A 21,834-nucleotide genomic window follows, 5' to 3' on the forward strand; every position below is an offset into this window, starting at 1 on the left:
CGAGTGCGCGTCGTCCTGGGCGTCGGGGGCGGGATCGCCGCCTACAAGGCGGCTTCGCTCCTGCGGCTCTTCACGGAGGCCGGGCACGACGTGACGGCTGTGCCCACGGAAGCGGCCCTTCGCTTCGTCGGCAAGGCCACGTGGGAGGCCCTCTCGGGCAAGCCCGTCCGGGTGGGTGTCTTCGAGGCCGTCGAGACGGTCAACCACGTGCGTCTCGGGCACGAGGCCGATTTGGTCGTCGTCGCCCCGGCCACCGCCGACCTGCTCGCGCGGGCCGCGGGCGGCCACGCTGACGACCTGCTCACCAACACGCTCCTCATGGCGCGATGCCCGGTCGTCATGGCTCCCGCGATGCACACGGAGATGTGGCGCCATCCCGCCACCCAGGCGAACGTCGCCGTCCTACGGGACCGCGGCGTCCACGTTCTGGATCCGGCGGAAGGACGGCTTACCGGCAAGGACAGCGGCCCGGGCCGCCTGCCCGACCCCGAGGAGATCTTCGCGGCAGCCCTCGGCCTCGCCAGCGGCGCGGGCCGTGCCGCGGCGCACGACGCCGACCACGCACCGGGGGAGGGCCTGCTCGCCGGCCGTCGGGTCGTCGTCTCCGCCGGCGGGACCCGCGAGGCCATCGATCCCGTCCGGTTCCTCGGCAACCGCTCGTCCGGAAAGCAGGGCGTCGCAGTGGCCCGCGCAGCCCTCGCGGCCGGGGCCTCCGTGACCCTCGTCGCGGCGCACCTCGAGGTCGCTCCGCCAGAGGGCGCCGAGCTCGTGAACGTCGAGTCGGCGCTCGAACTCCGCGACGCGATGGTCGAGCGGGCCGCTGCAGCGGACGCGATCGTCATGGCGGCCGCCGTAGCGGACTTCCGGCCGGCTCGGCACAGCAACGCGAAGATCAAGAAGCGCGACGACGCACCCGACCAGCCGATCGAACTCGTCCGCAACCCCGATGTGCTCGTCGAGCTCGTCCGCCAGCGGGAAGCCGCAGGCACGAAGCAGGTAGTCGTCGGCTTCGCGGCGGAAACGGGGGACGAGGCGGGAGATGTGCTCGCCTACGGCCGCGCCAAGCTCGAACGAAAGGGCTGCGAGCTGCTCGTCGTCAACGAGGTCGGCACGGACCGGGTCTTCGGACTCGACGAGAACAGTGTGACGATCCTCTCGAAGGACGGAACAGCACCCGAGCATGTGGCGGGCAGCAAGGACGAGGTGGCGCGCGCCGTCGTCGTCCGCCTCGCCCGTGCGCTCGACGCCCGCTGACGGGCGGGCCTGAGGCCGCTTCGCGGCCCGACATACGCCCCCGGTTCGTCGCGGGGCAGGAAGTAGAGTAGAGCAGTGAATCACGCTCCCCATGGTGCCGGGCTCCCGGCCGACACGACCGCCCTCCGGCTCTTCACGTCCGAGTCCGTCACCGAGGGGCATCCCGACAAGATCTGCGACCAGATCAGCGATGCGATCCTCGACGCCCTCTTGGCCGCCGATCCCGAGTCGAAGGTCGCCGTGGAGACGATGGCCACGACCGGCCTGGTCCACGTCGCGGGAGAGGTCACGACCGATGCCTACGTCGAGATACCGCAGATCGTCCGCAACACCATCCTCGGCATCGGCTACGACTCGTCTGCGAACGGCTTCGACGGCGCGCGGTGCGGCGTCTCCGTCTCGATCGGGCAGCAGTCGTCGGACATCTTCGACGGCGTGTTCAATTCGCTCGAATCCCGCGAAGGCGTGCTCGAGGACGAGTACGACCGGCAGGGGGCCGGCGACCAGGGCATCATGTTCGGCTACGCGAGCGACGAGACTCCCTCCTTCATGCCGACCCCGATCTGGCTCGCGCACCGCCTGTCCGAGCGGCTCACGGAGGTGCGCAAGAGCGGCGAGCTCGCCTATCTGAGGCCGGACGGCAAGACCCAGGTGACGGTCGGCTACGACGGCGACGAGCCCGTGACGGTGGAGACGGTCGTGATCTCGAGCCAGCACGCCGAGGGAACCCAGCTCTCCCAGCTCCGGGCCGACCTGGCCGACCACGTCATCGCCCCCGTGCTGGCCGCGAGCCAGCTCGAGAGCACGCACGTCCGCAGCATCCTCAACCCCGCAGGCCCGTTCATCATCGGGGGACCCGTGGGCGATGCGGGCCTCACGGGCCGCAAGATCATCGTCGACACCTATGGCGGCTTCGCGCGCCACGGCGGCGGAGCCTTCTCGGGCAAGGATCCCTCGAAGGTGGACCGCTCCGGCGCCTACGCGATGCGGTGGGTCGCGAAGAACGTGGTCGCGGCCGGCCTCGCGCGCCGCGCGGAGATCCAGATCGCCTACGCGATCGGCCAGGCCCGTCCGGTGGGGATCTACGTCGAGACGTTCGGGACCGAGAGCGTCGACCCGCTGCGGATCAGCGCCGCGATCAACGAGATCTTCGACCTGCGCCCGAAGGCTGTCATCGACGCTCTCGACCTCAAGCGCCCGATCTACGCGAAGACGGCGGCCCACGGGCACTTCGGCCGGGACGAGCCGGACTTCACGTGGGAGCGCCTCGACCGCGTCCAGGCCCTCAAGGACTACTTCAACGACTGATGGCGGCGTCGGCGCCCAGTAGCGGGGGAAGCTCGGGGTCAGGAGCACAGCGCGTCGCGCAGCCGTCGCTCCTGCTCGGGTTTCCCGAGCCCTCGCTCGCCCCGGCGACGCCCCCCGCCGCCCGCGAGCTCCCCGTGGCCCGCGTGTGCATCGAGTCGCCGCTCCCGCAGCTGGACCGCACGTTCGACTACCTCGTGAGCGAGGAGCTGTCGGCGACGGCCAAGCCGGGGGTCCGGGTGCGGGTCCGCGTCGCGGGCCAGGAGCACAGCGGCTTCATCCTCGAGCGTGCCGAGACCTCGGACGCGGGCGTGGCCCTTCAGCCGCTCGCCAAGGTCGTCTCTCCCGCCGTCGTCCTCACCCCCGAGGTGCTGCGGGTCGCCACCGCGGTCGCGGAGCGCTGGGCTGGTGCCCTCGGCGACGTACTGCGGTTCGCGGTGCCGCCTCGGGCCGCGCGAGTCGAGGCCGAGTACCTTCCCGAGCTGGCGGCCTCGGATCAGGGGCGGTCGGACGGGGCTCCCGTCGGAAGCGACCTGCCGTCGGCTTCGCTGTGGACAGAGCTTCAACGGGGGCCTGCCTTCCTCCGCCATCTCGCGGCCGGCGGGAGCCCGCGGGCCTCGCTCCAGGCCCTTGAGGGCTACGGGTCCCGCGGGTGGCCCCAGCTCGTCGCCGAGGCGGTGCGGACGGCGCGCGTCTCCGGGCGAGGCGCCCTCGTCGTCGTTCCCGACCGCCGTGATCTCGAGCGGATGCAGGCCGCGCTCGAGGAGGCCCTCCCCGATGAGCCCATCGTCCGCCTCGCCGCGGAGGATGGCCCGAGCCAGCGGTACCGGGGGTTCCTCGACCTCCTGAGCGGGCGTGCGCGCGTCGCCGTGGGAACGCGGGGGGCCGTCCTCGCTCCGGTCCGGGACCTCGGTCTCGTGGTCTGCTGGGACGACGGCGACGACCTCCACGCGGAGCCCCGCGCGCCGTACTTCCACGATCGCGAGGTCTGCCTGCTGCGCTCCGAGATCGAAGGGTGCGCGCTCCTGCTCGCGGGCCACAGGGTCTCCGCCGAGACGCAGCGGCTCGTCGAGTCGGGCTGGCTCCAGAGCGTCGCCCCCTCGCGGTCCCTCATCCGTCGCCGGCTTCCGCGCGTGATCAGTACCGCCGACAGCTTCGAGAGCGCGCGGGACCCGTATGCGCGGACAGCACGCCTTCCCCACGCGGCGTGGCAGCTCGCCCGCGAAGCCCTTGCCGTGGGGCCGGTCCTGGTCCAGGTGGCCCGGGCCGGATACGCGCCGTCGCTCGCCTGCGAGCGGTGCCGTGAGCCCGCCCGGTGCGCCCACTGTTCGGGCCCCCTCGCGGAATCCGTGACCGGCGGGAGCCGGACGGTCGCGTGCCGCTGGTGCGGGACGCCCGCCGGAGCCTGGGCGTGCCCGCACTGCGGCGGGCGCTCGTTCCGGCGGTCCGCGGTGGGCGCGTTGCGCACTGCGGAGGAGCTGGGCCGCGCCTTCCCGGGCGCCGTCGTCGTCACCTCGTCCGGCGATCAGGTGAAATCCGAGCTGCCAGACGGCCCGGTGCTGGTCGTCGCAACCGTGGGCGCCGAACCCGTCGCGCCATCCGGGTACGCCGCCGCGCTCCTCCTCGACGGCGACTCGCTCCTCGCTCGGGAGACCCTGCGGGCGGGCGAGGAGGCCCTGCGGCGTTGGCTCAACGCTGCAGCCCTCGTCCGCTCGGCGGACGACGGCGGTCGGGTCGTCGTGACGGCGAGCGAACACGAGGCTGTCGGGGCCCTTGTCCGGTGGGACCCGGGCGGCTTCGCCGAGCGCGAGCTCGCCCTGCGGAGGAGCTTGGGCCTGCCGCCGGCCGTCCGCATCGCGGCCGTGACCGGGACGCGGACCGCTGTCGACGCGTTCGCGGCCGCTGCGGCCAGCGTCCTGACCCGTCCCGGGGTGCGGACCGCCGGCCCGGTACCCGTCTCTCAGGTCTCGAAGCCGGCGGCCGACGACGCGTCGTGGCGGCTGCTCGCGTTCTTCCCCATCGCGGAGGGACCTGAGATGTCACGGGGGCTGAGGGCCGCGCGGATCGCTCAAGCAACCCGGCGCGGCTCCGAACCGGTGCAGCTGAGGCTCGACGGCGCGGACCTCATCTAGCAGGAGCCGAGCCGTCGCGCCGGAGGCGGAACTGCTCGATGGCCTCCTCGGCGGCCTCGAGCAGTGCCTGCGCCGAATGGTCCCAGCTGAACTTCTCCGCTTGTCTCGCTGAGGCACGAGACGCATCGCTCCACGTGTGCGGGACCTCGAGCTCGCGAACGGCTGCCGCGAATGCCTCCGGGGAGTCGGGGTCGACGAATCGCGCCGCCTTGCCGCCGACTTCGCGGAAGATGGGGATCTCGCTCGCGATGACCGGCGTCCCCACCGCCATGGCCTCGACGAGAGGCAGCCCGTAGCCCTCCGACCGGGAAAGGCTCACGAGAGCGGTCGCGCGGCGCAGGAGCTCCTCGTACTCGGCTTCGCTCACGCCCCCGTGGAACTCGACCGAGGCGCCCGCAGGAACGCTCGCCTCGAGTTCCGCCCTGCGGGCCGGGCTGATGCGGCTGAGGAGGTGCAGGGTGTAGTCGGGCAGCCCAGCCATCCCGGCGATCACGGTCTCGACGTTCTTGTAGGGCATGAACGAACCCATGTAGAGCAGGCTGCGGTCCGGCTTCGCATCGGGGTCGCGGGGCGCCAGCCCTCCCTGGGGCGCATTGCCGATGATGCGCACGGGGCGGCTCGTGAGCTGCTTCTCCGCCATGAGCCACTTCGTCGTGCGGCTCACGGTGGCGACGACGTCGGCCCGGTTGAGGAGCATCCGCTGGGGCCAGTAGGCCTTGTGGTACAGGCGCCACAGCATCCGCACGGGGGCGGGCAGGAATCCGGGCGGCGTCGGGTGCTGGTAGTAGATCAGGTCGTGGAGCGTGAGGATCAGCGGGTAGCGGCGCCCCCACGAGCCCATCGTCTGCATGGGGCAGAACACCACATCCGGCTCGAGCCCGTTGACGCGCGCGGCGATGAAGAGCTCGGCAGGGGAGAGGGGACTCGAGACCTTCACGTGGGGCACGTCGGGAAGGAGAGCGAGCTGGCGCTCATCGCTGATGAGCATCGCCGTCTCGGTGCGGGACGCGACGGCCTCGATAAGGCTCGCGCCGTACCGGCTGATCCCGTCGTGGTGGTCGGTCCGCGTGAAGCGGGCGTCGATCAGGAGCCTCATTCGCCTGCCTTCTGCTCGAGCTCGCCCAAGAAGGCGCGGATCGCGTCCGCGGCCGGCCGAGGCGTTTCATAGTGGATGAGATGCCCGACGCCGGGAATCACGGTGAGGCGTGAATCGACGAGCCTCGAGTGGAAGTCCCGTACGGCAGGCAGCGGCGCCACCTCGTCCCGTTCTCCTGCGATGAGCAGCACGGGCAGCGAGAGTTCGTCGGCGGCCTCGGCCGCGGTGTGCGAGACCGAGGCACGGAAGGATTCGAGGAGCACCTCCCGGCTCGCGAAGCTCGAGAAATGCTGCGCGTGCTGGCCGTGGACGAACTTCCGGAGCTCCGGGTCGCGCGTCTTGGCCATCGCCTCGCTCATGACCCGGACGATCGCGGGATGCCTCAGGAGTGCCGATCCGATCGACTCCGGCAGACCGGCACCTGCCCGGTAGTAGCCGACTGCCAGGCGGCTCAAGATGCCCTGTGGTCCTTCGAGCGCCGGCGATGAGATGGGGTTCACCAGCACGAGGCCGGAGAACCGGCCCTGGTGCTCGGCACACACCCGCGCCGCGACGATCGATCCGAAGGAGTGCCCGAGCAGGACGGTGTCCGGGCCGAGACCGAGGTCCTCCGCGAGCGCTGCCACCCACGCGGCGTAGCCCTCGATGTCGTGCTCGCGGCCTGCGCCGAGCGGGGAGGACGCGCCGAAGCCGGGGAGGTCCGGCATCACGACGCGCACGTCCGGCAGCAGGTCGACGATGCGGAGGAGGCCGTGATGGGTCCCGCGGAACCCGTGGACCGCCAGGACGGTCGGGGCTGCAGCTCGAGCGGATCCGTCTGGACCCCCACCGGCGGGTTCGTAGGTGAAGACGTCGGTCTGCGAGCCGAGTACGTCGAGGGTCGCGTGCCGTTCCCGCGATCCGAGGCGGGAAGAGAGGAACTTGTTCTCCGTCGCGACCGCCATCAGTTCACCCTGTCCGGGTCTGAGCCGGTCCGCTCTCCGCGGTCGAGGCCTGCGATCCGGTCGAGGTCGTCGACTGTGAGCTCGAAGCCGAAGACGTCGGCATTCTCGCGGATGCGCTCGGGGCTGCTGGCCTTGGGGATCACAATGTGGCCGCACTGCAGATGCCATCGGATCACGGCCTGGGCGGGAGTGACGTGGTGGGCGTCGGCGATCTCGACGATCACGGGGTCCTCGAGGATGCGGCCGCGCCCGAGGGGAGACCACGCCTCGGTCCGGATCCCGAGATCCGCGTGGACCGCCTTCAGGAGGTCCTGCTGGAGCCACGGGTGGAGCTCCACCTGGTTCACGGCTGGCATTAAAGTGCACTCCGCCGCGAGGCGTCGAAGGTGGCCGGGCAGGAAGTTGCTCACGCCGATGGCACGGACGCGCCCCTCCTCGAGAAGGCGCTCGAGCGCTCGGTATGTCTCGACGAAGAGGCCCCGCGTGGGGCATGGCCAGTGGATGAGGTAGAGGTCGACGTACTCGAGCCCGAGCGCCGAAAGCGAGCGGTCGAAGGCGCGCAGCGCCGCGTCGTACCCATGGTCGCTGTTCCAGAGCTTCGTGGTGACGAAGATGTCCTCGCGCGGAAGGCCGCCGTCGGCCGCCTCTGCGACGGCACGTCCGACCCCGGCCTCGTTGCCGTACATCGCAGCCGTATCGAGGCTTCGGTAGCCCGCGGCGAGGGCGTCGCCGACGAGCTGTGCGGCGTCCTCAGGGGGCACCTTGTAGAGCCCGAAGCCGAGCTGGGGCATGTCGACGCCCGTGGCGAGAGTCACGCGGGGGGACTGGGTCATGTCCACGACTCTACCGGCCGGCCCCTGTCCGAACGTCAGGCATCGAGGGCCAGGAGGGCGCGCGCCGTCGCCTCGTCGACGACGAGCTGGGTGACGAGCCCGGCCTTGAGGGCGCCGCGCAGGCCGCGCGCCTTGGACGGGCCCGAGGCGACACAGAAGCGGTGCTCCACGGCCCGCACGAGCGCATGGTCGGGCCCGGTGGAGCGCTCGTTGAGCGCTATGCCGCCGGAACTCCCGTCCTCGCGGTGGAAGACGGTCGCGACGTCGCCCACGACCCCCTCCTCGACGAGGGACTGCAGATCCACGGCGTCGAGGTAGCTCCCCGTGTAGACGTGGCTCGGCACGTCCGCCTCTACGGAGCCGACCCCGAACACGGCGACGGACATGCGGGCCTGGAGGTCCAGAACGCGGCGGACGCTCCGTTCCTGCCACATGAGCCGCTTCGTCTCGGCGCGGTCGAAGAAGGCGGGCACCGGGAATTCCTCCACCGCGGCATCGTAGGCGGCACCGAAGCGACGCATGATCTCGCTCGCATAGCCGAGCCCCATGGTCTGAGTGTTGGCGGCTCCGTTGAGCTGCACGACCGTGCTGCCGTGCGTCGACTTCCGGTTCAGATACCGGCTCATGGCGGTGAGCGTCGAGCCCCACGCCACCCCGATCACGGAATTGGAGGTCACGAAAGGAGTGAGTGTCCGGGCGGCGTACATCGCCACACGATCGAGCGTCTCGGCCTCGTTGAGGTTGGACACGTGGGGGACGACGTGGGCGCGGACGCCGAAGCGCTGGGCGATGGCGGACTCGAGTTCGACGGACGACTCGAGGGGGTTCCAGATCTGGATCTGGACGAGGCCGGTCTCGCGGGCAAAGGCGAGGAGGCGCGAGACGGTGGAGCGCGAGGTCCTGAGCTCCCTCGCGATCGCGTCCATGGTGAGGTCCTGGAGGTAGTACAGCTGTGCGGCGAGAAGTGCTTCGCGCTGCCTTCGCGTGACGGGACTCTGTGCGGAAGCCGCGGCGGGAGAAGGTCCCGGAAGCGAGGCGGAGGGCACCATGGACGCCATTCTTGCACGTTTGTGCATGGCTCTTGAACTTTCTTCTCAGCCCCTCGAAGAATAGGTGCGGAACCGCCCTTCACGTTTCAATGCTGCTTCGCGTGCGAATGCTGCTCCGTGTTCAAGCCATTCACCGTCCAAGGAGGACTCCTGTGGCCCCGCATCCCGCCGCCGCCCCGACCGACCCGGCAACCACCCGCCCTTCAGTTGACGCCCTGAGGGCGAGGCCCCGCTCGAAGGTCCTCGTCATCGGCGGCGGCATCAACGGCGTCGGCACGTTCAGGGACCTCGCCCTGCAGGGGGTGGACGTGACGCTCGTCGAGCGCGGCGACTACTGCCAGGGTGCCTCCGGGGCGTCCTCCCACATGATCCACGGAGGCATCAGGTACCTCGAGAACGGGGAGTTCCGGCTCGTTCACGAATCGGTCGTAGAGAGGAACCGCCTGCTGCGCATCGCCCCGCACTACGTCAAGCCGCTGCGGACAGCGATCCCGGTCTTCGGCACACTGTCGGGCCTCCTCAACGCGCCCCTCCGGTTCCTCAGCCATCGCTCGGGCAAGCCGAGGGCCCGGGGTGCGGTGCTGATCAAGATGGGCCTCGCCCTCTATGACGCGTTCTCCCGAGAGGGCGGCCGTGTGCCGCGCCATCAGTTCGTTGGCCGCAAGCGCGCCCTGGCCGAGCTTCCGCGGCTCCGGCCTGAGGTGAAGTACCTGGCCAACTACTTCGATGCCTCCGTCCACAACCCCGAGCGGCTCACGCTCGACGTCCTCCGAGACGGGCTGGAGGCCACCCCTGCAGCCCGGGCGGTGAACTACGTGGGCGCGGTCGGGACCCACGACGGCGTGGTGCGGCTGCGCGACGAGCTCACCGGTGAGGAGTTCGACTTCGCGGCCGACGTCGTCGTCAACACCACCGGAGCGTGGACGGACCGTACCAATGCCGCCCTCGGAACGGCCACGCACTTCATGGGCGGGACCAAGGGTTCCCACATCGTCCTCGACGCCCCCGAACTGCTCGAAGCGACTGGCGGCCGCGAGATCTTCTTCGAGCACACGGACGGGCGCATCGTACTGATCTACCCGATAGGGGATCGGGTCCTGGTCGGCACGACCGACATCGACGCCGGCGAAGACCTCGTTCCGGTCTGCACCCAAGACGAGGTCTCGTACTTCTTCGACCTCATCCGCCATGTCTTCCCCGGTGTTCCGGTGGACCCGAGCCAGATCGTCTACACCTTCTCGGGAGTCCGCCCCCTCCCACGCCACGACGACACCGCTCCGGGCTTCGTTTCGCGGGACTATCGGATCGAACGCGAAGCGGTCAGCAGGGACGCGCCCCTCCGGCTGAGCCTCGTGGGCGGGAAGTGGACCACGTTCCGCGCGGTGTCGGAGAACCTGGCGGACGCCGTCCTCGGCGAGCTCGGCCTCGTGCGCCGCGAGAGCACCGCCGAGCGTCCGATCGGCGGCGGGGCCGGCTTCCCCGAGGGGCGCGCGGCGCAGCGGGACTGGATCGCCGCGCATCTTCCCGCGTCGCTGGATCCGCTCCGGGCAGAGGTGCTGCTCGAACGCTACGGGACCCGAGCCGAGGAAGTCGCGGCCTTCCTGGCCGGAGGGCCGGATCGCATGCTGGAGAGCACGCAGGAGCTCAGCGTCCGCGAGCTGGCCTACATGGCCCGGCACGAACAGGTGGGCCACGTTGTGGACGTCCTGATCCGGCGCACGTCGCTCGCGTTCCGAGGCCTCGTGACGCCCGAAGTCATCGGGGAAGTGGCCGAGACACTCGCGCCCCATCTAGGTTGGGAATCCGAACGTGTCCACAGCGAGGTCCGGCACGCCGAGCGCACGCTGGGCGACTTCCATCGGGTCGCCTTTGGGCCCCGCGCCACGCAGATCGAAGGAGCCATGAATGTCTGAGCCCACTTCAGGCGCGAGGGGCGGGGCCGCGCGCGCCGAAGCCGCGCCCGGCAAGGACCAGTTCGTCATGGCCATCGACCAGGGCACGACGAGCACGCGGGCCATCGTGTTCGACCGCGGCGGCTCGATCGTCTCGGTGGGCCAGCTCGAGCACGAGCAGATCTTCCCCCAGGCCGGCTGGGTCGAGCACGACCCGCGGGAGATCTGGGACAACACACGCGAGGTGATCGGACAGGCCCTCTCCAAGGCGAACCTTACCCGGCACGATATCGCCGCAGTCGGCATCACGAACCAGCGCGAGACGGCGGTCGTGTGGGACAGGACGACCGGCGAGCCGGTCTACAACGCGATCGTCTGGCAGGACACGCGCACGCAGCCGATCGCCGACGAGCTCGCGGCCGACGGCGGCGTCGACCGCTTCAAGGCCACGGTGGGCCTTCCGCTCGCCACCTACTTCTCGGGCACCAAGGTCAAGTGGATCCTCGACAACGTCGAAGGTGCCCGGGCCAAGGCCGAGGCTGGCGATCTCCTGTTCGGCAACACCGATGCTTGGGTCATCTGGAACCTCACAGGGGGAGTCGACGGCGGCATCCACGTGACCGACGTGACGAATGCATCCCGCACGCTCTTCATGGACCTCGAGACGCTCTCCTGGGACCAAGGGATCCTGGACGTCTTCGGTGTCCCGGCGACCATGCTCCCCGAGATCCGGTCCTCCTCCGAGGTGTACGGCACGGTCCACACCTCGCAGCTGCTCCGCGAAGTCCCCATCGCGGGGATCCTTGGCGACCAGCAGGCCGCGACCTTCGGCCAGGCTGCGTTCGCCAAGGGGGAAGCCAAGAATACGTACGGCACGGGCTGCTTCCTGATCTTCAACACCGGGGAGGAGATCGTTCAGTCGAAGAACGGCCTCCTCACGACGGTGGGCTACAAGCTGGGCGAAGCGAAGCCGCACTATGCCCTCGAAGGCTCCATCGCCGTCGCGGGCTCTCTCATCCAGTGGCTGCGCGACAACCTCGGACTCATCCGGACGGCGCCGGAAGTGGAGGAGCTCGCCCGCTCGGTCAAGGACAACGGAGGCGTCTACATCGTCCCGGCCTTCTCAGGGCTGTTCACGCCCTACTGGCGGGCCGACGCACGCGGCACGATCGTGGGCCTCACGCGCTACGCCAACAAGGGACACCTCGCGCGGGCCGCGCTCGAAGCGACCGCGTTCCAGACGCGCGAGGTCCTCGACGCCGTGAACGCCGATTCGGGCGTCCCGCTGAGCGAGCTCAAGGTCGACGGCGGGATGGTGGCCAATGATGCGCTCATGCAGTTCCAGGCCGACATCCTGGGAGTGGACGTCGTCAGGCCGAAGGTCATCGAGACGACGGCGCTCGGCGCAGCCTATGCGGCAGGACTGGCGGTCGGCTTCTGGGGCGACCTCGGCGAGCTTTCCGCGAACTGGGACGAAGACGCTCGCTGGAGCCCGCAGCTCGATCCCTCGGAGCGGGACCGGCTGATGCGCCAGTGGAAGAAGGCGGTCACGAAGTCGATGGGCTGGGTCGACGACGACGTCCGCTAGGCCCAGGCGGGAGGATGCCGGGGCTGCGCTAGGATAGCGGTATGCACGGCATCCTCCTTCTTCACTAGCCGCTCCCAGCGAGCGGCCGCCCCTCCCTGCGAGGGGCTTTTGTGTGTCAGGGGACGAATGCTGAGGGACGCCGAGGTGACGAACAGTGGAGAGAAGCAGGGTGAGCGAACAGCAGGGCACGGAGCCGAGGGCTGCAGGCGTGGCCGAGGTGGCCACGGTGGCGGATGCTGCGAACGCAGGGGCTGACGCCGTTTACAGCTTCGCTGCCATCGAGGCCAAGTGGCCTGCGGTATGGGAGAAGCTGGGCGTGTTCACGCCCAAGGACGACGGGAGCCGGGAGCGCCGCTACGTGCTCGACATGTTCCCCTACCCCTCCGGCGACCTCCATATGGGCCACGCGGAGGCATTCGCGATGGGTGACGTCGTCGCCCGCTACTGGCGCCTCCGCGGCTACGACGTGCTCCACCCGATCGGGTGGGACTCCTTCGGCCTGCCCGCTGAGAACGCGGCCATCAAGCGCAACGCGCACCCCGCTGAGTGGACCTACGCGAACATCGACACGCAGGCCGCCTCGTTCAAGCGCTACGGCCTGAGCCTGGACTGGTCCCGCCGGCTGCACACCTCCGACCCCGAGTACTACCGCTGGACGCAGTGGCTGTTCCTGCGCTTCTACGAGCGCGGGCTCGCGTACCGGAAGAACCACCCGGTCAACTGGTGCCCCAAGGACCAGACGGTGCTCGCCAACGAGCAGGTCGTCAACGGTGCTTGCGAACGCTGCGGCACTCTCGTGACCAAGAAGGCGCTCAACCAGTGGTACTTCAAGATCACCGACTACGCCGACCGCCTGCTCAACGACATGACCGCTCTCGAAGGCCACTGGCCGGAGCGAGTCCTCGCCATGCAGCGCAACTGGATCGGCCGCTCGGAGGGCGCGCACGTCGACTTCGCCGTCGAGCCGACCGGTGACGGGAGCAGGCCGGAGCGCAAGGTGACGGTCTTCACGACGAGGCCCGACACGCTCTACGGTGCTACCTTCTTCGTCGTCGCGGCCGACGCCGACCTCGCGACCGAGCTCGTGGCCCCCGAGGAGGCTGCGGCCCTCGCGGAATACCAGGATCGGGTCAAGGCCCTCTCCGAGATCGAGCGCCAGAACACCGACCGCGAGAAGACCGGCGTGTTCCTCGGCCGGTATGCCGTGAACCCCCTGAGCGGGGAGAAGCTGCCGGTGTGGGCCGCCGACTACGTGCTCGCGGACTACGGCACGGGGGCCATCATGGCCGTCCCGGCGCACGACCAGCGCGACCTCGACTTCGCCCGCGCCTTCGGCCTGCCGGTGCGCACGGTCCTCGAGACCGGCGAGGAGGATCCCGTCGTGAGCGGGGTCGCGACCGCCGGCGAGGGAACGATCGTCAACTCGGGCCCCCTCGACGGACTGTCCAAGTCCGAAGGAATCGCGAAGGCCATCGAGATCGTCGAAGCCGCGGGGACGGGGGAGGGTACCGTCAACTACCGGCTCCGCGATTGGCTGCTGTCCCGCCAGCGGTTCTGGGGAGCACCGATCCCCATCATCCACTGCGAGGCGTGCGGCGAGGTTCCCGTGCCGGACGACCAGCTTCCGGTGCGCCTTCCCGACGACCTCCGGGGCGAGCAGCTTGCCCCGAAGGGCACCTCCCCGCTCGCGGCCGCCGAGCACTGGGTCAACGTCACATGCCCAAGCTGCGGCGGCCCGGCGAAGCGCGACACGGACACGATGGACACGTTCGTGGACTCGTCCTGGTACTACCTGCGCTATCTGTCGCCGGACTACACCGAGGGGCCGTTCGATCCGGAGGCCGCGAAGCGCTGGATGCCCGTCGCGCAGTACGTGGGCGGCGTCGAGCATGCGATTCTGCACCTGCTCTACAGCCGGTTCTTCACGAAGGTCCTCAAGGACATGGGCCTCGTCGACTTCGACGAGCCGTTCGCAGCGCTCATGAACCAGGGTCAGGTGCTCAACGGGGGCAAGGCCATGAGCAAGTCGCTCGGCAACGGCGTCGACCTCGGCGAGCAGCTCGACCAGTTCGGCGTGGATGCTGTGCGCCTCACCATGGTGTTCGCCTCGCCCCCCGAGGACGACGTCGACTGGGCCGACGTCTCGCCGTCGGGTTCCGCGAAGTTCCTGGCGCGGGCATGGCGCCTCGGGCAGGACGTCACGAGCGAGCCCGGCGCGGACCCCGCGAAGGGCGACCGCGCGCTGCGCAGCGTCACCCACCGGACCCTCGCGGACGCCGTCGAACTCCTCGAGTCACGCAAGTTCAACGTCGTCGTCGCCAAGGCGATGGAACTCGTCAATGCGACCCGCAAAGCGATCGACAGCGGGCCCGGGGGAGCCGATCCCGCTGTGCGCGAGGCGGTCGAGGTCGTGGCGATCATCCTGAGCCTCGTCGCACCGTACACAGCCGAGGATCTCTGGGCGGCCCTCGGCCACGAACCGTCTGTGGCGAACGCGGAGTGGCCTGCGTATGATCCGTCGCTGCTCGTGGAGGAGACCGTGACCGCGGTGGTCCAGGTCCAGGGCAAGGTCCGCGACCGACTCGAGGTGTCTCCGGACATCTCCGAGGACGCTCTGCGCGAGCTCGCACTCGCAGCACCCAACGTGCAGCGCATCCTCGACGGCAGGGGCATCCGCACGGTCATCGTGCGCGCGCCCAAGCTGGTGAACATCGTTCCCGCGTGACACCAACGCGACTGGCCGCCGTCAGGGCGACGGGGTGACTGAGCGCGCCCCGTCACCCTGGTGGCTGAGCGACCGCTTCCTCCGGCAGCGCCTCGGCCGCCTCAGGCTGTCGGTCCTGCGGCCGGAGACCCTTCCCCGGGTGCGTACCGCCGTCGTCACCGACAGCGCGTGCGGACTGCCGCCCGAATGGCTTGCCGCCGCCGAAGCGGAGCCATGGTTCGAGGTGGTTCCGCTTTCGGTCATGGCGGGAGACGAGATCCACCTCGATGGCCCCGAAGCCGAAGCGGCACTCGGAATTGCCCTTGCGGCAGGGCGTCCGGTGAAGACGTCGCGGCCGGCCCCTGGGGTGTTCGAGCGAACCTACCGGCGGCTCGAAGCCGCGGGTTTCGAGGCGGTCGTCTCGGTCCATCTCTCCGGTGCCCTGTCGGGCACGGCGGACGCGGCTCGCCTCGCGGCGGAGCGCGTGGGCGTCCCCGTCGAGGTCCTGGACACCCGAACCGCCGGCATGGCCCAGGGGTTTGCCGTCCAAGCCGCGTTCCTCGCCGCCTCCACGGGACAGGACGCGGGGGCCGTGCTTGCGGCAGCACGCGAGACGCTCGACGGCGCGGAGGTCCGCTTCTTCCTTCCGAGCCTCGACCAGCTGCGGCGCGGGGGCCGGATCGGTGCGGCCGCATCCTGGGTGGGCACAGTGCTCTCAATCCGTCCGCTGCTCGCGGTCCAGGATGGCAGGATCGTTCCGCTCGAACGCATCCGGACGAGCGCCCGGGCCCTGCCTCGGCTGCGCGAGCTCTCGGCGGCCGATGCGCGGAAGCGCGTCGATCCTCGCCTCGCCGTCCACTACTTCGGCAACCGCGGTGAGGCCGAGGCCCTCGCGCGCGAACTCGTCGAGACGCTGGGTGCCGAACCGGAGGCGCTCGTGAAGGGCACCGACGTCGTCGTCACCCCTCTTCCGGCCGTCCTCGCGGCTCACACGGGGCTCGGCGTCCTCGCAATCGTCGTCACGGGCCGGACGCGTGACGCCGCCACCGCGCCCGCCGATTGACTGTTCCTCCACCTCGGCCGTCCCGCGTGTCCGCCCACATAGCCGCTCCCGACTCACCAGGGCAGCCTGCAGGCCTGTCAGGCTGACTGCATGGGACGAGGGAGACGCGCGGAGGGGGCGCGAGCGCGGCACCGTTGGGACCGGATCGTCCCACCGCGCGGCCCCGACGAGACCCTCGGTTCTGGCCTTCTCGTGCAGGCCCGGCCGAACGATGGGGACGACTCGGACGAAGCTGCAGCAGACGACGACCCGACAGCCTCGGGACAAGGACCACGTTGGGTTCTTTCCGCCCGGCTTGCGGCTGTCGTCGTGTGCATTCTGGGTGTCGTCGCAGGGCTCTGGTGGTGGTCCGCGGTCTCGTCTCCGCCTGATGTCCGATCGATCGGGCCTCGTGACGCCACTCCCTCCGGCGCCGGGCATCGTCCGGCCACGGCCGAAACTGCAACGCTCGCGCCTCGCGAATCGGAAGGCGCAGCGGTCATCGTCGTGCACGTTGCCGGAGCCGTCGGCAGGCCGGGCGTCTATCAGCTTCCCCAGGGGAGTCGTATCCATGACGCGATCAGTGCTGCTGGGGGAGCGCTGCCCAATGGCGAACCGGACCGCCTCAACCTCGCAGCAGAGATCGACGACGGCGCGCGGATCGCCGTTCCCCGTCAAGGCGAGCCGATGGAGGAAGGCGCGGGCGCCGGGCCGGTGGCCCAGGCCAGCCTTACGCAAGGCGGCCGCACGACAGGCAGCCGCTCGGCGAGCGGCGCGGCGAAGGTCAATCTCAACACGGCGAGCGCGCAGGAACTCGCGCAGTTGCCCCGTGTGGGCCCAGTCCTGGCCCAGAGGATCGTCGAGTACCGCGAGCAGCACGGGCGCTTCTCGTCGCCCGAAGACCTCGATGGGGTTCCCGGGATAGGCCCCAAGATGCTCGAATCCCTCCTGCCACTGGTGTCGGTTTGAGCTCGCGACAGACGGAACGCGCGTCCTCGACGGTGTGGGGCCGCTACGTACAATCGGCCACCGACCGCTTCCACAGGCATCGCCGAGCTCGAGAGCACCAAGGCCCGTCGGGCGGCGCCCGTGCGGCCCTCGTCGAAGCACTGAGGGAATGGCTGGCATCCCGATCGGCGCGGGGCGGGGCAGCGGGTGGGACCGATTCAGCCTCGGTGAGCCGAGGGTGGAGGGATCTTCGGCTTATCCCACCCGCGGCGGCAGTCTGGGCCGGAGCGGCGTGGCCAGTCGTGGGCGCTTCAGTTGGTCTCGCGGGGTGGGCGGTCTGGGCTTGGGGGCTGGGGAGCTGCGCCGTGATGCTCGTCGCGGCAGGCATTGCGGCGATGGCAGGGTCACGAAAGGCGTCACGAAGGCCCGAAGCGCGGGTCGATGGTGCCCGCACGGCAGCGGGGCGCCGCACGCGTCTCCTCTCTGCCCACGACAGGAAGAAGGTTGCCTCAGGAATGGGACGAAGGTTCGCGATCGTCGCCGTCGTGACCGCCGTCGCCGGGGGTGCAGGTTTCCTCGCCGGCGCGGCGCGTCTGACGACGGATACGGCAGGTCCAGCCGGTCGACTCCTTGCCGAGGGCGGTCCAGCCACCGCCAAGCTGGAGATCCTCTCGGAGCCACGGCGTCAGTCGGCTGCTGGCCGCTTCAGTACCGGGCCCAGGTACATCACGGATGCGCGGCTTGTTGCTGCAATCCGTGACGGCCAGCGTTTTGCCGCTTCGGCGCGGGTGATCTTGGCTGGTGGAGAATCCCTTCGGGGCCTGGCGCCCGGCACCCGGATCGAGCTACCTGTCCACGTCGCAGCCGGAGGGCCCGGGACGGCGTTCGTCACCGCACGAAGCTCTCCGCGGACCGTCGAGCCGCCCGGTCAGGGAGGCGTGTGGCGGGCCAGTGCACGGGAGACTCTCCGAGCACATGCGGCGTGGCTCCCAGCCGATGCCGCGGGCCTCGTCCCGGCCCTCGCAGTGGGGGATCGCAGCAGCCTCGACCCCCGCCTCGAGGAGTCCCTGCGGGTCGCGGGCCTCACCCACCTCACCGCGGTGAGCGGGGCGAACTTCGCCATCGTCGTGGGGACGGTTGTGCTTGCTCTCCGCTCGTTCAGGCTGCCGAGGATGGCTGTGCATGCCGTCTGCGTGGTGGTCCTGGTGTGTTTCCTCGGCATTGTCGGTCCGGAGCCAAGCGTCCTGCGGGCGGGCGCGATGGGACTGGTGTCGCTCGTGGCGCTGGCGTCGGGGCGCGCAGGTGCGGGCTCGGCGGCGCTTGCGACGGCGGTGATAGCGGTCGTCCTCGCGGACCCTGCACTCGCCCTCAGCTACGGTTTCGTCCTGTCCGTCCTCGCGACCCTGGGGATCACGCTCCTCGCCCGTCCGCTCGCGGCGCGTCTCTCCGCCCGGCTGCCCACGTGGCTTGCAGCCGCGGTGGCGGTGCCGCTCGCAGCGCAGCTACTGTGCGGGCCCGTCGTCGTGCTCCTCGAGCCGTCCTTCCAGACGTGGTCGCTCGCGGCCAACCTTGTTGTGGCTCCGCTGGTCCCGCCCATCACCGTCGCTGCCACCTTGGCCCTTGCGGTCGGGCCGCTGTGCCCACCCCTGGGGTGGGCCGCGACGGCGATGGCGGGGATTCCCGCAGAGGTTCTCGCGACCGCAGCCCAAGGATTCGCGGCCCTGCCGGGAGCCCGGCTCCCGTGGGCGGAGGGACCCGCCGGCGTAATCGCGATGGCACTCGTCTCCGTCGCCTCGGCGGCCCTCGTGTGGGGCCTGGGTCATCGGCACAGAGCAGCGTGAATCGGGCCGGTCCGTCGGTGAATCCCGATGCCACAGGGTGGCCCAGGCGGGCGACCCGAGAGCACCTTCTTGTCATCGGGGAGAGCCGAAACACTCAGAGCGAATGACGAGTCCCTTGCACGCAGAGTCAATATCCCTTCGCAGAAGGGCAAAGCCACGGGCCTCCGGCGCGCGTACCTTTCAAAGGAGAGATGTGACGCAGGCCACTCTAGGAGGTTGGGATGCTCGAGCCGGAGGCAGATCTCCTGCTGGTCAATGGCACGATCGACACGCTTGAGGATCGGGTCGGCCGCACCGACGCGCTGGCTGTTGTTGCGGGGAAGGTCGCGGCGGCCGGCGAGGAGGCCCTCGCACGCCGGGGCACCGGTACGCACGTGGTCGACCTTGAGGGCGCCTACGTCATGCCCGGTCTCCTCGACGTGCACAATCACTTCTTCCTCGCCGGGCAGATGGACCTCTTCGAGCTCGACGCCCCGCCCACGCTGAGTCTGTCCAAATTCCTCGAGGTCATCGCCGATTACGCCGCAACCCTGCCCGACGATGGTTGGGTTCTCGGGGGCAGTTGGGGCTCGGGGCTACTCAGCGAGATCAACACGTCGGAGGCTCTGGCCCGCCTGGACGCCGCAACTGGCGGACGGCCGGCTCTCCTTAAGGATGACTCGAAGCACAACCGCTGGGCGAGCTCCCGCGCCCTCGACCTTGCCGGGATCGGCCCGGACACGCCAAACCCGGCCGGGGGCCAGATCCTCCGCGGTACCTCAGGGCGCCCCACAGGCGCTCTCATCGAAGCAGGGGGCGTCCTCGTCGAGAGGGCCCTCGCACGGCTCCAGCCCATGCCCCCGGAATCATTGGCGCGCTCGGCAGCCCGGGGCGTCGAACTCCTGCATTCCTATGGCATTACGGCGTTCCAGGACGCTGCAGCGTCACTTCAGACGATGCGGGCCCTGAAGGAGCTCGACGACGCGGGACAGCTGGATGCCTGGGTGGTCACGTCGATGCAGGCGAATGACTTCATCTTCGGCACGGATCCCCTCGGCGAGGGGATCATCGGCCACCGCGAGGAAACGCGGTCTGAGCACCACCGGCCGGACTTTATCAAGATCTTCCTCGACGGGGTCCCGCCCGCTGGGACGGGGGCCTTCATGGAGCCCTATCTGGAGAGCGCGGGGTTCCCCCCGTGCCACTGCGGCTCGACGACGATGCGCCCGGACGAGCTGGAGAAGTGGCTTCTCAGCACCGCCGAGCGCGGGATCTCCGCCAAGATCCACTGCACGGGGGACGCCTCGGTCCGGCTCGTGTTGGACACCGTCCGGATAATCCGGGAGGCCGGCTTTTCCACGCCGCGCTACCACATCGCCCATGGCCAGTTCGTTCATCCGGACGACGTCGTCCGCTTCGCCGAGCTCGACGTCACCGCCGACATCTCGCCCTCCCTGTGGTTCCCGGGCGTGATCTCGGAGGCGATCGCCACCGTCCTTCCTGCCGAGCGGGCCTCGAAGATGCAGCCCAACCGTTCGCTTCTGGACGCGGGCGCCCGACTGGCCGGCGGCTCCGACTGGCCGGTGAGCGTTTCGCCCAACGCGTGGGAGGCCATCTACGGTCTGGTCACACGCCAGGACCCCAGCGGCCAGTTCCCGGGAACCCTCTGGCCCGAGCAGGCCATCACCCTTGAGGAGGCGATCCGCGCCTACACCACCGACTCGGCCGAGGCCATGGGCCTTGCCGACATCGCCGGCTCGCTCGGCCCCGGAAGGTCCGCCGACTTCATCGTGCTCTCCGCCAACCCCCACGAAGTCCCCATCGATGGTGTGCGTCGCATCCGGGCGAGGCAGACCTGGTTCGCGGGGAGGAAGGTCTACGACGAGACCCACATGGCCGCCCCCGCCGCACGCCTCTGACGAATAAAGCATCGGCATCACCCGCACCACCCAAAACAAGTCCCTTCACCACCCCCTGGAAGGCCCTCCCATGACCAATCGCATCCCTTCCGCGCGCCCAAAGGCGGGCACCGACCGCGGAATCTATACCTTCATCGCGGTGTTCAGCGCCGTGCTTTATACGGTCCTGCTGATCGCGCCCGTGGTCGGCGGCAAGCTCGTCCAGCAGTTCGGTCTGACTCCGACCGAGCTGGGCAGCCTCTTCTCCCTTGAGCTCGGCTCGTTCAGCCTGGCCACCGTGCCCGCCTACCTCTGGTTGCGGCGCGTGAACATCGTCAAGGCCACCTACGTGTTCACCGCGGTGGTCATCGCCGGGAACCTGGTCTCCGGCTTCATGACCAGCTTCCCCGTGCTCGTGGCGGTGCGGGTCGTCACCGCTCTGGCCGCGGGCTCCATCACCGTGGTGCTGCTGACCCTCAGCGGGAAGACCTCGAACCCCAGCCGCGCATTCGGGATCTTCGTCGTCTTCCAGCTGATCATGGGAGCGATCATCCTCTCCGTCTTTCCAATCGTCTTCGCCAATGCGCCGGTGAGCGCCATCTACTGGACCCTCGCCGGACTCGCTGTGTGCTGCCTTCCCTTCGTCCGCCTGATCGACGGGCAGGCACTCCGGAAGGCACCGGCCGCGGCAGTCCCGGCAGCGGGGGAGCGGTTGCGCACCCTGCACGCCGGCAAGTTCGTCACCGGCCTCGCCGCCGTGCTGCTGTTCTACATCGGGCTCAGCGGCGTCTGGTCCTTCATGGCGCAGATCGCAGGCGCCTCCGGGATCGGGCTGTCAGCGGCCAGTCTCGTCCTCGCCCTCGCCACCGTCCCGGGCATCATCTCCTCGCTCGTCGCGACCCTGCTCGGAGACAGCCCGTACCGGCGGACCTTCCTGCTCGCCGGATACCTGGGTCTCGGGGCAAGCATCGCGCTCCTGTTCGGCACACCCGGCCTCCTGCAGTTCGCCATCGCAGCCATGGTCTTCAAGTTCGCCTGGACCTTCATCCTCCCTTACCTGCTCTCTTCGCTTTCCGACCTCGGCGACGGTGGGCACGTAATGAACACGACCAACCTCATGATCGGTTCGGGGTTCGCGATCGGCCCGATCCTCAGCGGGGTCCTCATTCAGTCCTCGGGCGGATTCACCTCGATGCTCGCAGTAGCAGTGACCGCCGTCGTCCTCTCCCTCATCGGAGCGATGACGATCCAGACCAAGCGACAGAAGAGGGCGGCTCTCGCTCCTGCAACCCAGCCGACGAGAGCAGACGCCACGGGCATGTGAGCGAC

Annotated in this window: 15 protein-coding genes; 11 read left to right on the plus strand and 4 right to left on the minus strand. The window is 69.8% G+C overall.

Annotated features, from left to right (window positions below):
* Positions 1 to 3 precede the first annotated feature (3 nt).
* The 3 genes from coaBC to E6A21_RS11465 all read left to right on the plus strand — a co-directional run bounded on the left by coaBC (position 4) and on the right by E6A21_RS11465 (position 4,691).
* Positions 4 to 1,254, plus strand: coding sequence for a bifunctional phosphopantothenoylcysteine decarboxylase/phosphopantothenate--cysteine ligase CoaBC (gene coaBC / locus E6A21_RS11455; RefSeq protein WP_138444271.1), 1,251 nt, complete (start codon positions 4 to 6; stop codon positions 1,252 to 1,254).
* A gap of 75 nt (positions 1,255 to 1,329) precedes the next feature.
* On the plus strand, positions 1,330 to 2,562 hold the full coding sequence (gene metK, locus E6A21_RS11460) for a methionine adenosyltransferase (protein WP_138444272.1): 1,233 nt from the start codon (positions 1,330 to 1,332) through the stop codon (positions 2,560 to 2,562).
* Positions 2,562 to 4,691: a primosomal protein N' gene (locus tag E6A21_RS11465; RefSeq protein ID WP_138444273.1), complete on the plus strand. Its 2,130-nt coding sequence runs from the start codon at positions 2,562 to 2,564 to the stop codon at positions 4,689 to 4,691. Before metK ends, E6A21_RS11465 begins: the two co-directional genes overlap by 1 nt.
* Here the strand turns inward: E6A21_RS11465 and E6A21_RS11470 are convergent.
* Genes E6A21_RS11470 through E6A21_RS11485 form a run of 4 tightly spaced genes read right to left on the minus strand, consistent with a single transcriptional unit; the run spans position 4,684 to position 8,613 of the window.
* Positions 4,684 to 5,787, minus strand: coding sequence for a glycosyltransferase family 4 protein (locus E6A21_RS11470; protein WP_138444274.1), 1,104 nt, complete (start codon positions 5,785 to 5,787; stop codon positions 4,684 to 4,686). The two genes, E6A21_RS11465 and E6A21_RS11470, sit on opposite strands and share 8 nt — an antisense overlap.
* Positions 5,784 to 6,731: an alpha/beta fold hydrolase gene (locus E6A21_RS11475; RefSeq protein WP_138444275.1), complete on the minus strand. Its 948-nt coding sequence runs from the start codon at positions 6,729 to 6,731 to the stop codon at positions 5,784 to 5,786. Before E6A21_RS11475 ends, E6A21_RS11470 begins: the two co-directional genes overlap by 4 nt.
* Positions 6,731 to 7,564 (minus strand): aldo/keto reductase, encoded by an 834-nt coding sequence (locus E6A21_RS11480; RefSeq protein ID WP_138444276.1) that lies wholly within the window; start codon positions 7,562 to 7,564, stop codon positions 6,731 to 6,733. The genes E6A21_RS11475 and E6A21_RS11480 overlap by 1 nt, the downstream gene beginning before the upstream one ends.
* Positions 7,565 to 7,599: 35 nt before the next feature.
* The gene (locus E6A21_RS11485; protein WP_138444277.1) at positions 7,600 to 8,613 is read right to left on the minus strand and encodes a sugar-binding transcriptional regulator; all 1,014 of its coding nucleotides are present in this window, start codon (positions 8,611 to 8,613) and stop codon (positions 7,600 to 7,602) included.
* Between the two features lie 107 nt (positions 8,614 to 8,720).
* On the opposite strand from E6A21_RS11485, the gene E6A21_RS11490 reads away from it, so the two are divergent.
* From E6A21_RS11490 to E6A21_RS11525, 8 genes are all read left to right on the plus strand, one after another.
* Entirely contained in the window at positions 8,721 to 10,526 is a 1,806-nt protein-coding gene (locus E6A21_RS11490; RefSeq protein WP_138444335.1) for a glycerol-3-phosphate dehydrogenase/oxidase, read from the plus strand.
* The gene (gene glpK, locus E6A21_RS11495; protein ID WP_138444278.1) at positions 10,519 to 12,093 is read left to right on the plus strand and encodes a glycerol kinase GlpK; all 1,575 of its coding nucleotides are present in this window, start codon (positions 10,519 to 10,521) and stop codon (positions 12,091 to 12,093) included. The genes E6A21_RS11490 and glpK overlap by 8 nt, the downstream gene beginning before the upstream one ends.
* A 169-nt stretch (positions 12,094 to 12,262) precedes the next feature.
* The gene (leuS, locus tag E6A21_RS11500; RefSeq protein WP_425471545.1) at positions 12,263 to 14,818 is read left to right on the plus strand and encodes a leucine--tRNA ligase; all 2,556 of its coding nucleotides are present in this window, start codon (positions 12,263 to 12,265) and stop codon (positions 14,816 to 14,818) included.
* A gap of 34 nt (positions 14,819 to 14,852) precedes the next feature.
* Complete coding sequence (locus tag E6A21_RS11505; protein ID WP_138444279.1) at positions 14,853 to 15,860, plus strand: DegV family protein; 1,008 nt, start codon at positions 14,853 to 14,855, stop codon at positions 15,858 to 15,860.
* A 90-nt stretch (positions 15,861 to 15,950) separates the two neighbouring features.
* Positions 15,951 to 16,808: a ComEA family DNA-binding protein gene (locus E6A21_RS11510; RefSeq protein ID WP_138444280.1), complete on the plus strand. Its 858-nt coding sequence runs from the start codon at positions 15,951 to 15,953 to the stop codon at positions 16,806 to 16,808.
* 494 nt (positions 16,809 to 17,302) lie between these two features.
* On the plus strand, positions 17,303 to 18,628 hold the full coding sequence (locus E6A21_RS11515; RefSeq protein WP_171041370.1) for a ComEC/Rec2 family competence protein: 1,326 nt from the start codon (positions 17,303 to 17,305) through the stop codon (positions 18,626 to 18,628).
* 221 nt (positions 18,629 to 18,849) lie between these two features.
* Entirely contained in the window at positions 18,850 to 20,526 is a 1,677-nt protein-coding gene (locus E6A21_RS11520) for an amidohydrolase (RefSeq protein WP_138444282.1), read from the plus strand.
* A 70-nt stretch (positions 20,527 to 20,596) separates the two neighbouring features.
* Positions 20,597 to 21,829, plus strand: coding sequence for an MFS transporter (locus tag E6A21_RS11525; protein ID WP_138444283.1), 1,233 nt, complete (start codon positions 20,597 to 20,599; stop codon positions 21,827 to 21,829).
* Positions 21,830 to 21,834: the final 5 nt, after the last annotated feature.

Source organism: Sinomonas susongensis (assembly GCF_005877005.1).
Lineage (GTDB): Bacteria > Actinomycetota > Actinomycetes > Actinomycetales > Micrococcaceae > Sinomonas > Sinomonas susongensis.

Coding starts and splice junctions, on each gene's coding strand:
- E6A21_RS11470 (WP_138444274.1), bottom strand. CDS start 5,787: ATGAGGCTCCTGATCGACGCCCGCTTCACGCGGACCGACCACCACGAC.
- glpK (WP_138444278.1), top strand. CDS start 10,519: ATGTCTGAGCCCACTTCAGGCGCGAGGGGCGGGGCCGCGCGCGCCGAA.
- E6A21_RS11520 (WP_138444282.1), top strand. CDS start 18,850: ATGCTCGAGCCGGAGGCAGATCTCCTGCTGGTCAATGGCACGATCGAC.
- E6A21_RS11475 (WP_138444275.1), bottom strand. CDS start 6,731: ATGGCGGTCGCGACGGAGAACAAGTTCCTCTCTTCCCGCCTCGGATCG.
- E6A21_RS11480 (WP_138444276.1), bottom strand. CDS start 7,564: ATGACCCAGTCCCCCCGCGTGACTCTCGCCACGGGCGTCGACATGCCC.
- E6A21_RS11490 (WP_138444335.1), top strand. CDS start 8,721: ATGCTGCTCCGTGTTCAAGCCATTCACCGTCCAAGGAGGACTCCTGTG.
- E6A21_RS11485 (WP_138444277.1), bottom strand. CDS start 8,613: ATGGTGCCCTCCGCCTCGCTTCCGGGACCTTCTCCCGCCGCGGCTTCC.
- E6A21_RS11525 (WP_138444283.1), top strand. CDS start 20,597: ATGACCAATCGCATCCCTTCCGCGCGCCCAAAGGCGGGCACCGACCGC.
- E6A21_RS11510 (WP_138444280.1), top strand. CDS start 15,951: ATGGGACGAGGGAGACGCGCGGAGGGGGCGCGAGCGCGGCACCGTTGG.
- E6A21_RS11465 (WP_138444273.1), top strand. CDS start 2,562: ATGGCGGCGTCGGCGCCCAGTAGCGGGGGAAGCTCGGGGTCAGGAGCA.
- E6A21_RS11515 (WP_171041370.1), top strand. CDS start 17,303: ATGGGACGAAGGTTCGCGATCGTCGCCGTCGTGACCGCCGTCGCCGGG.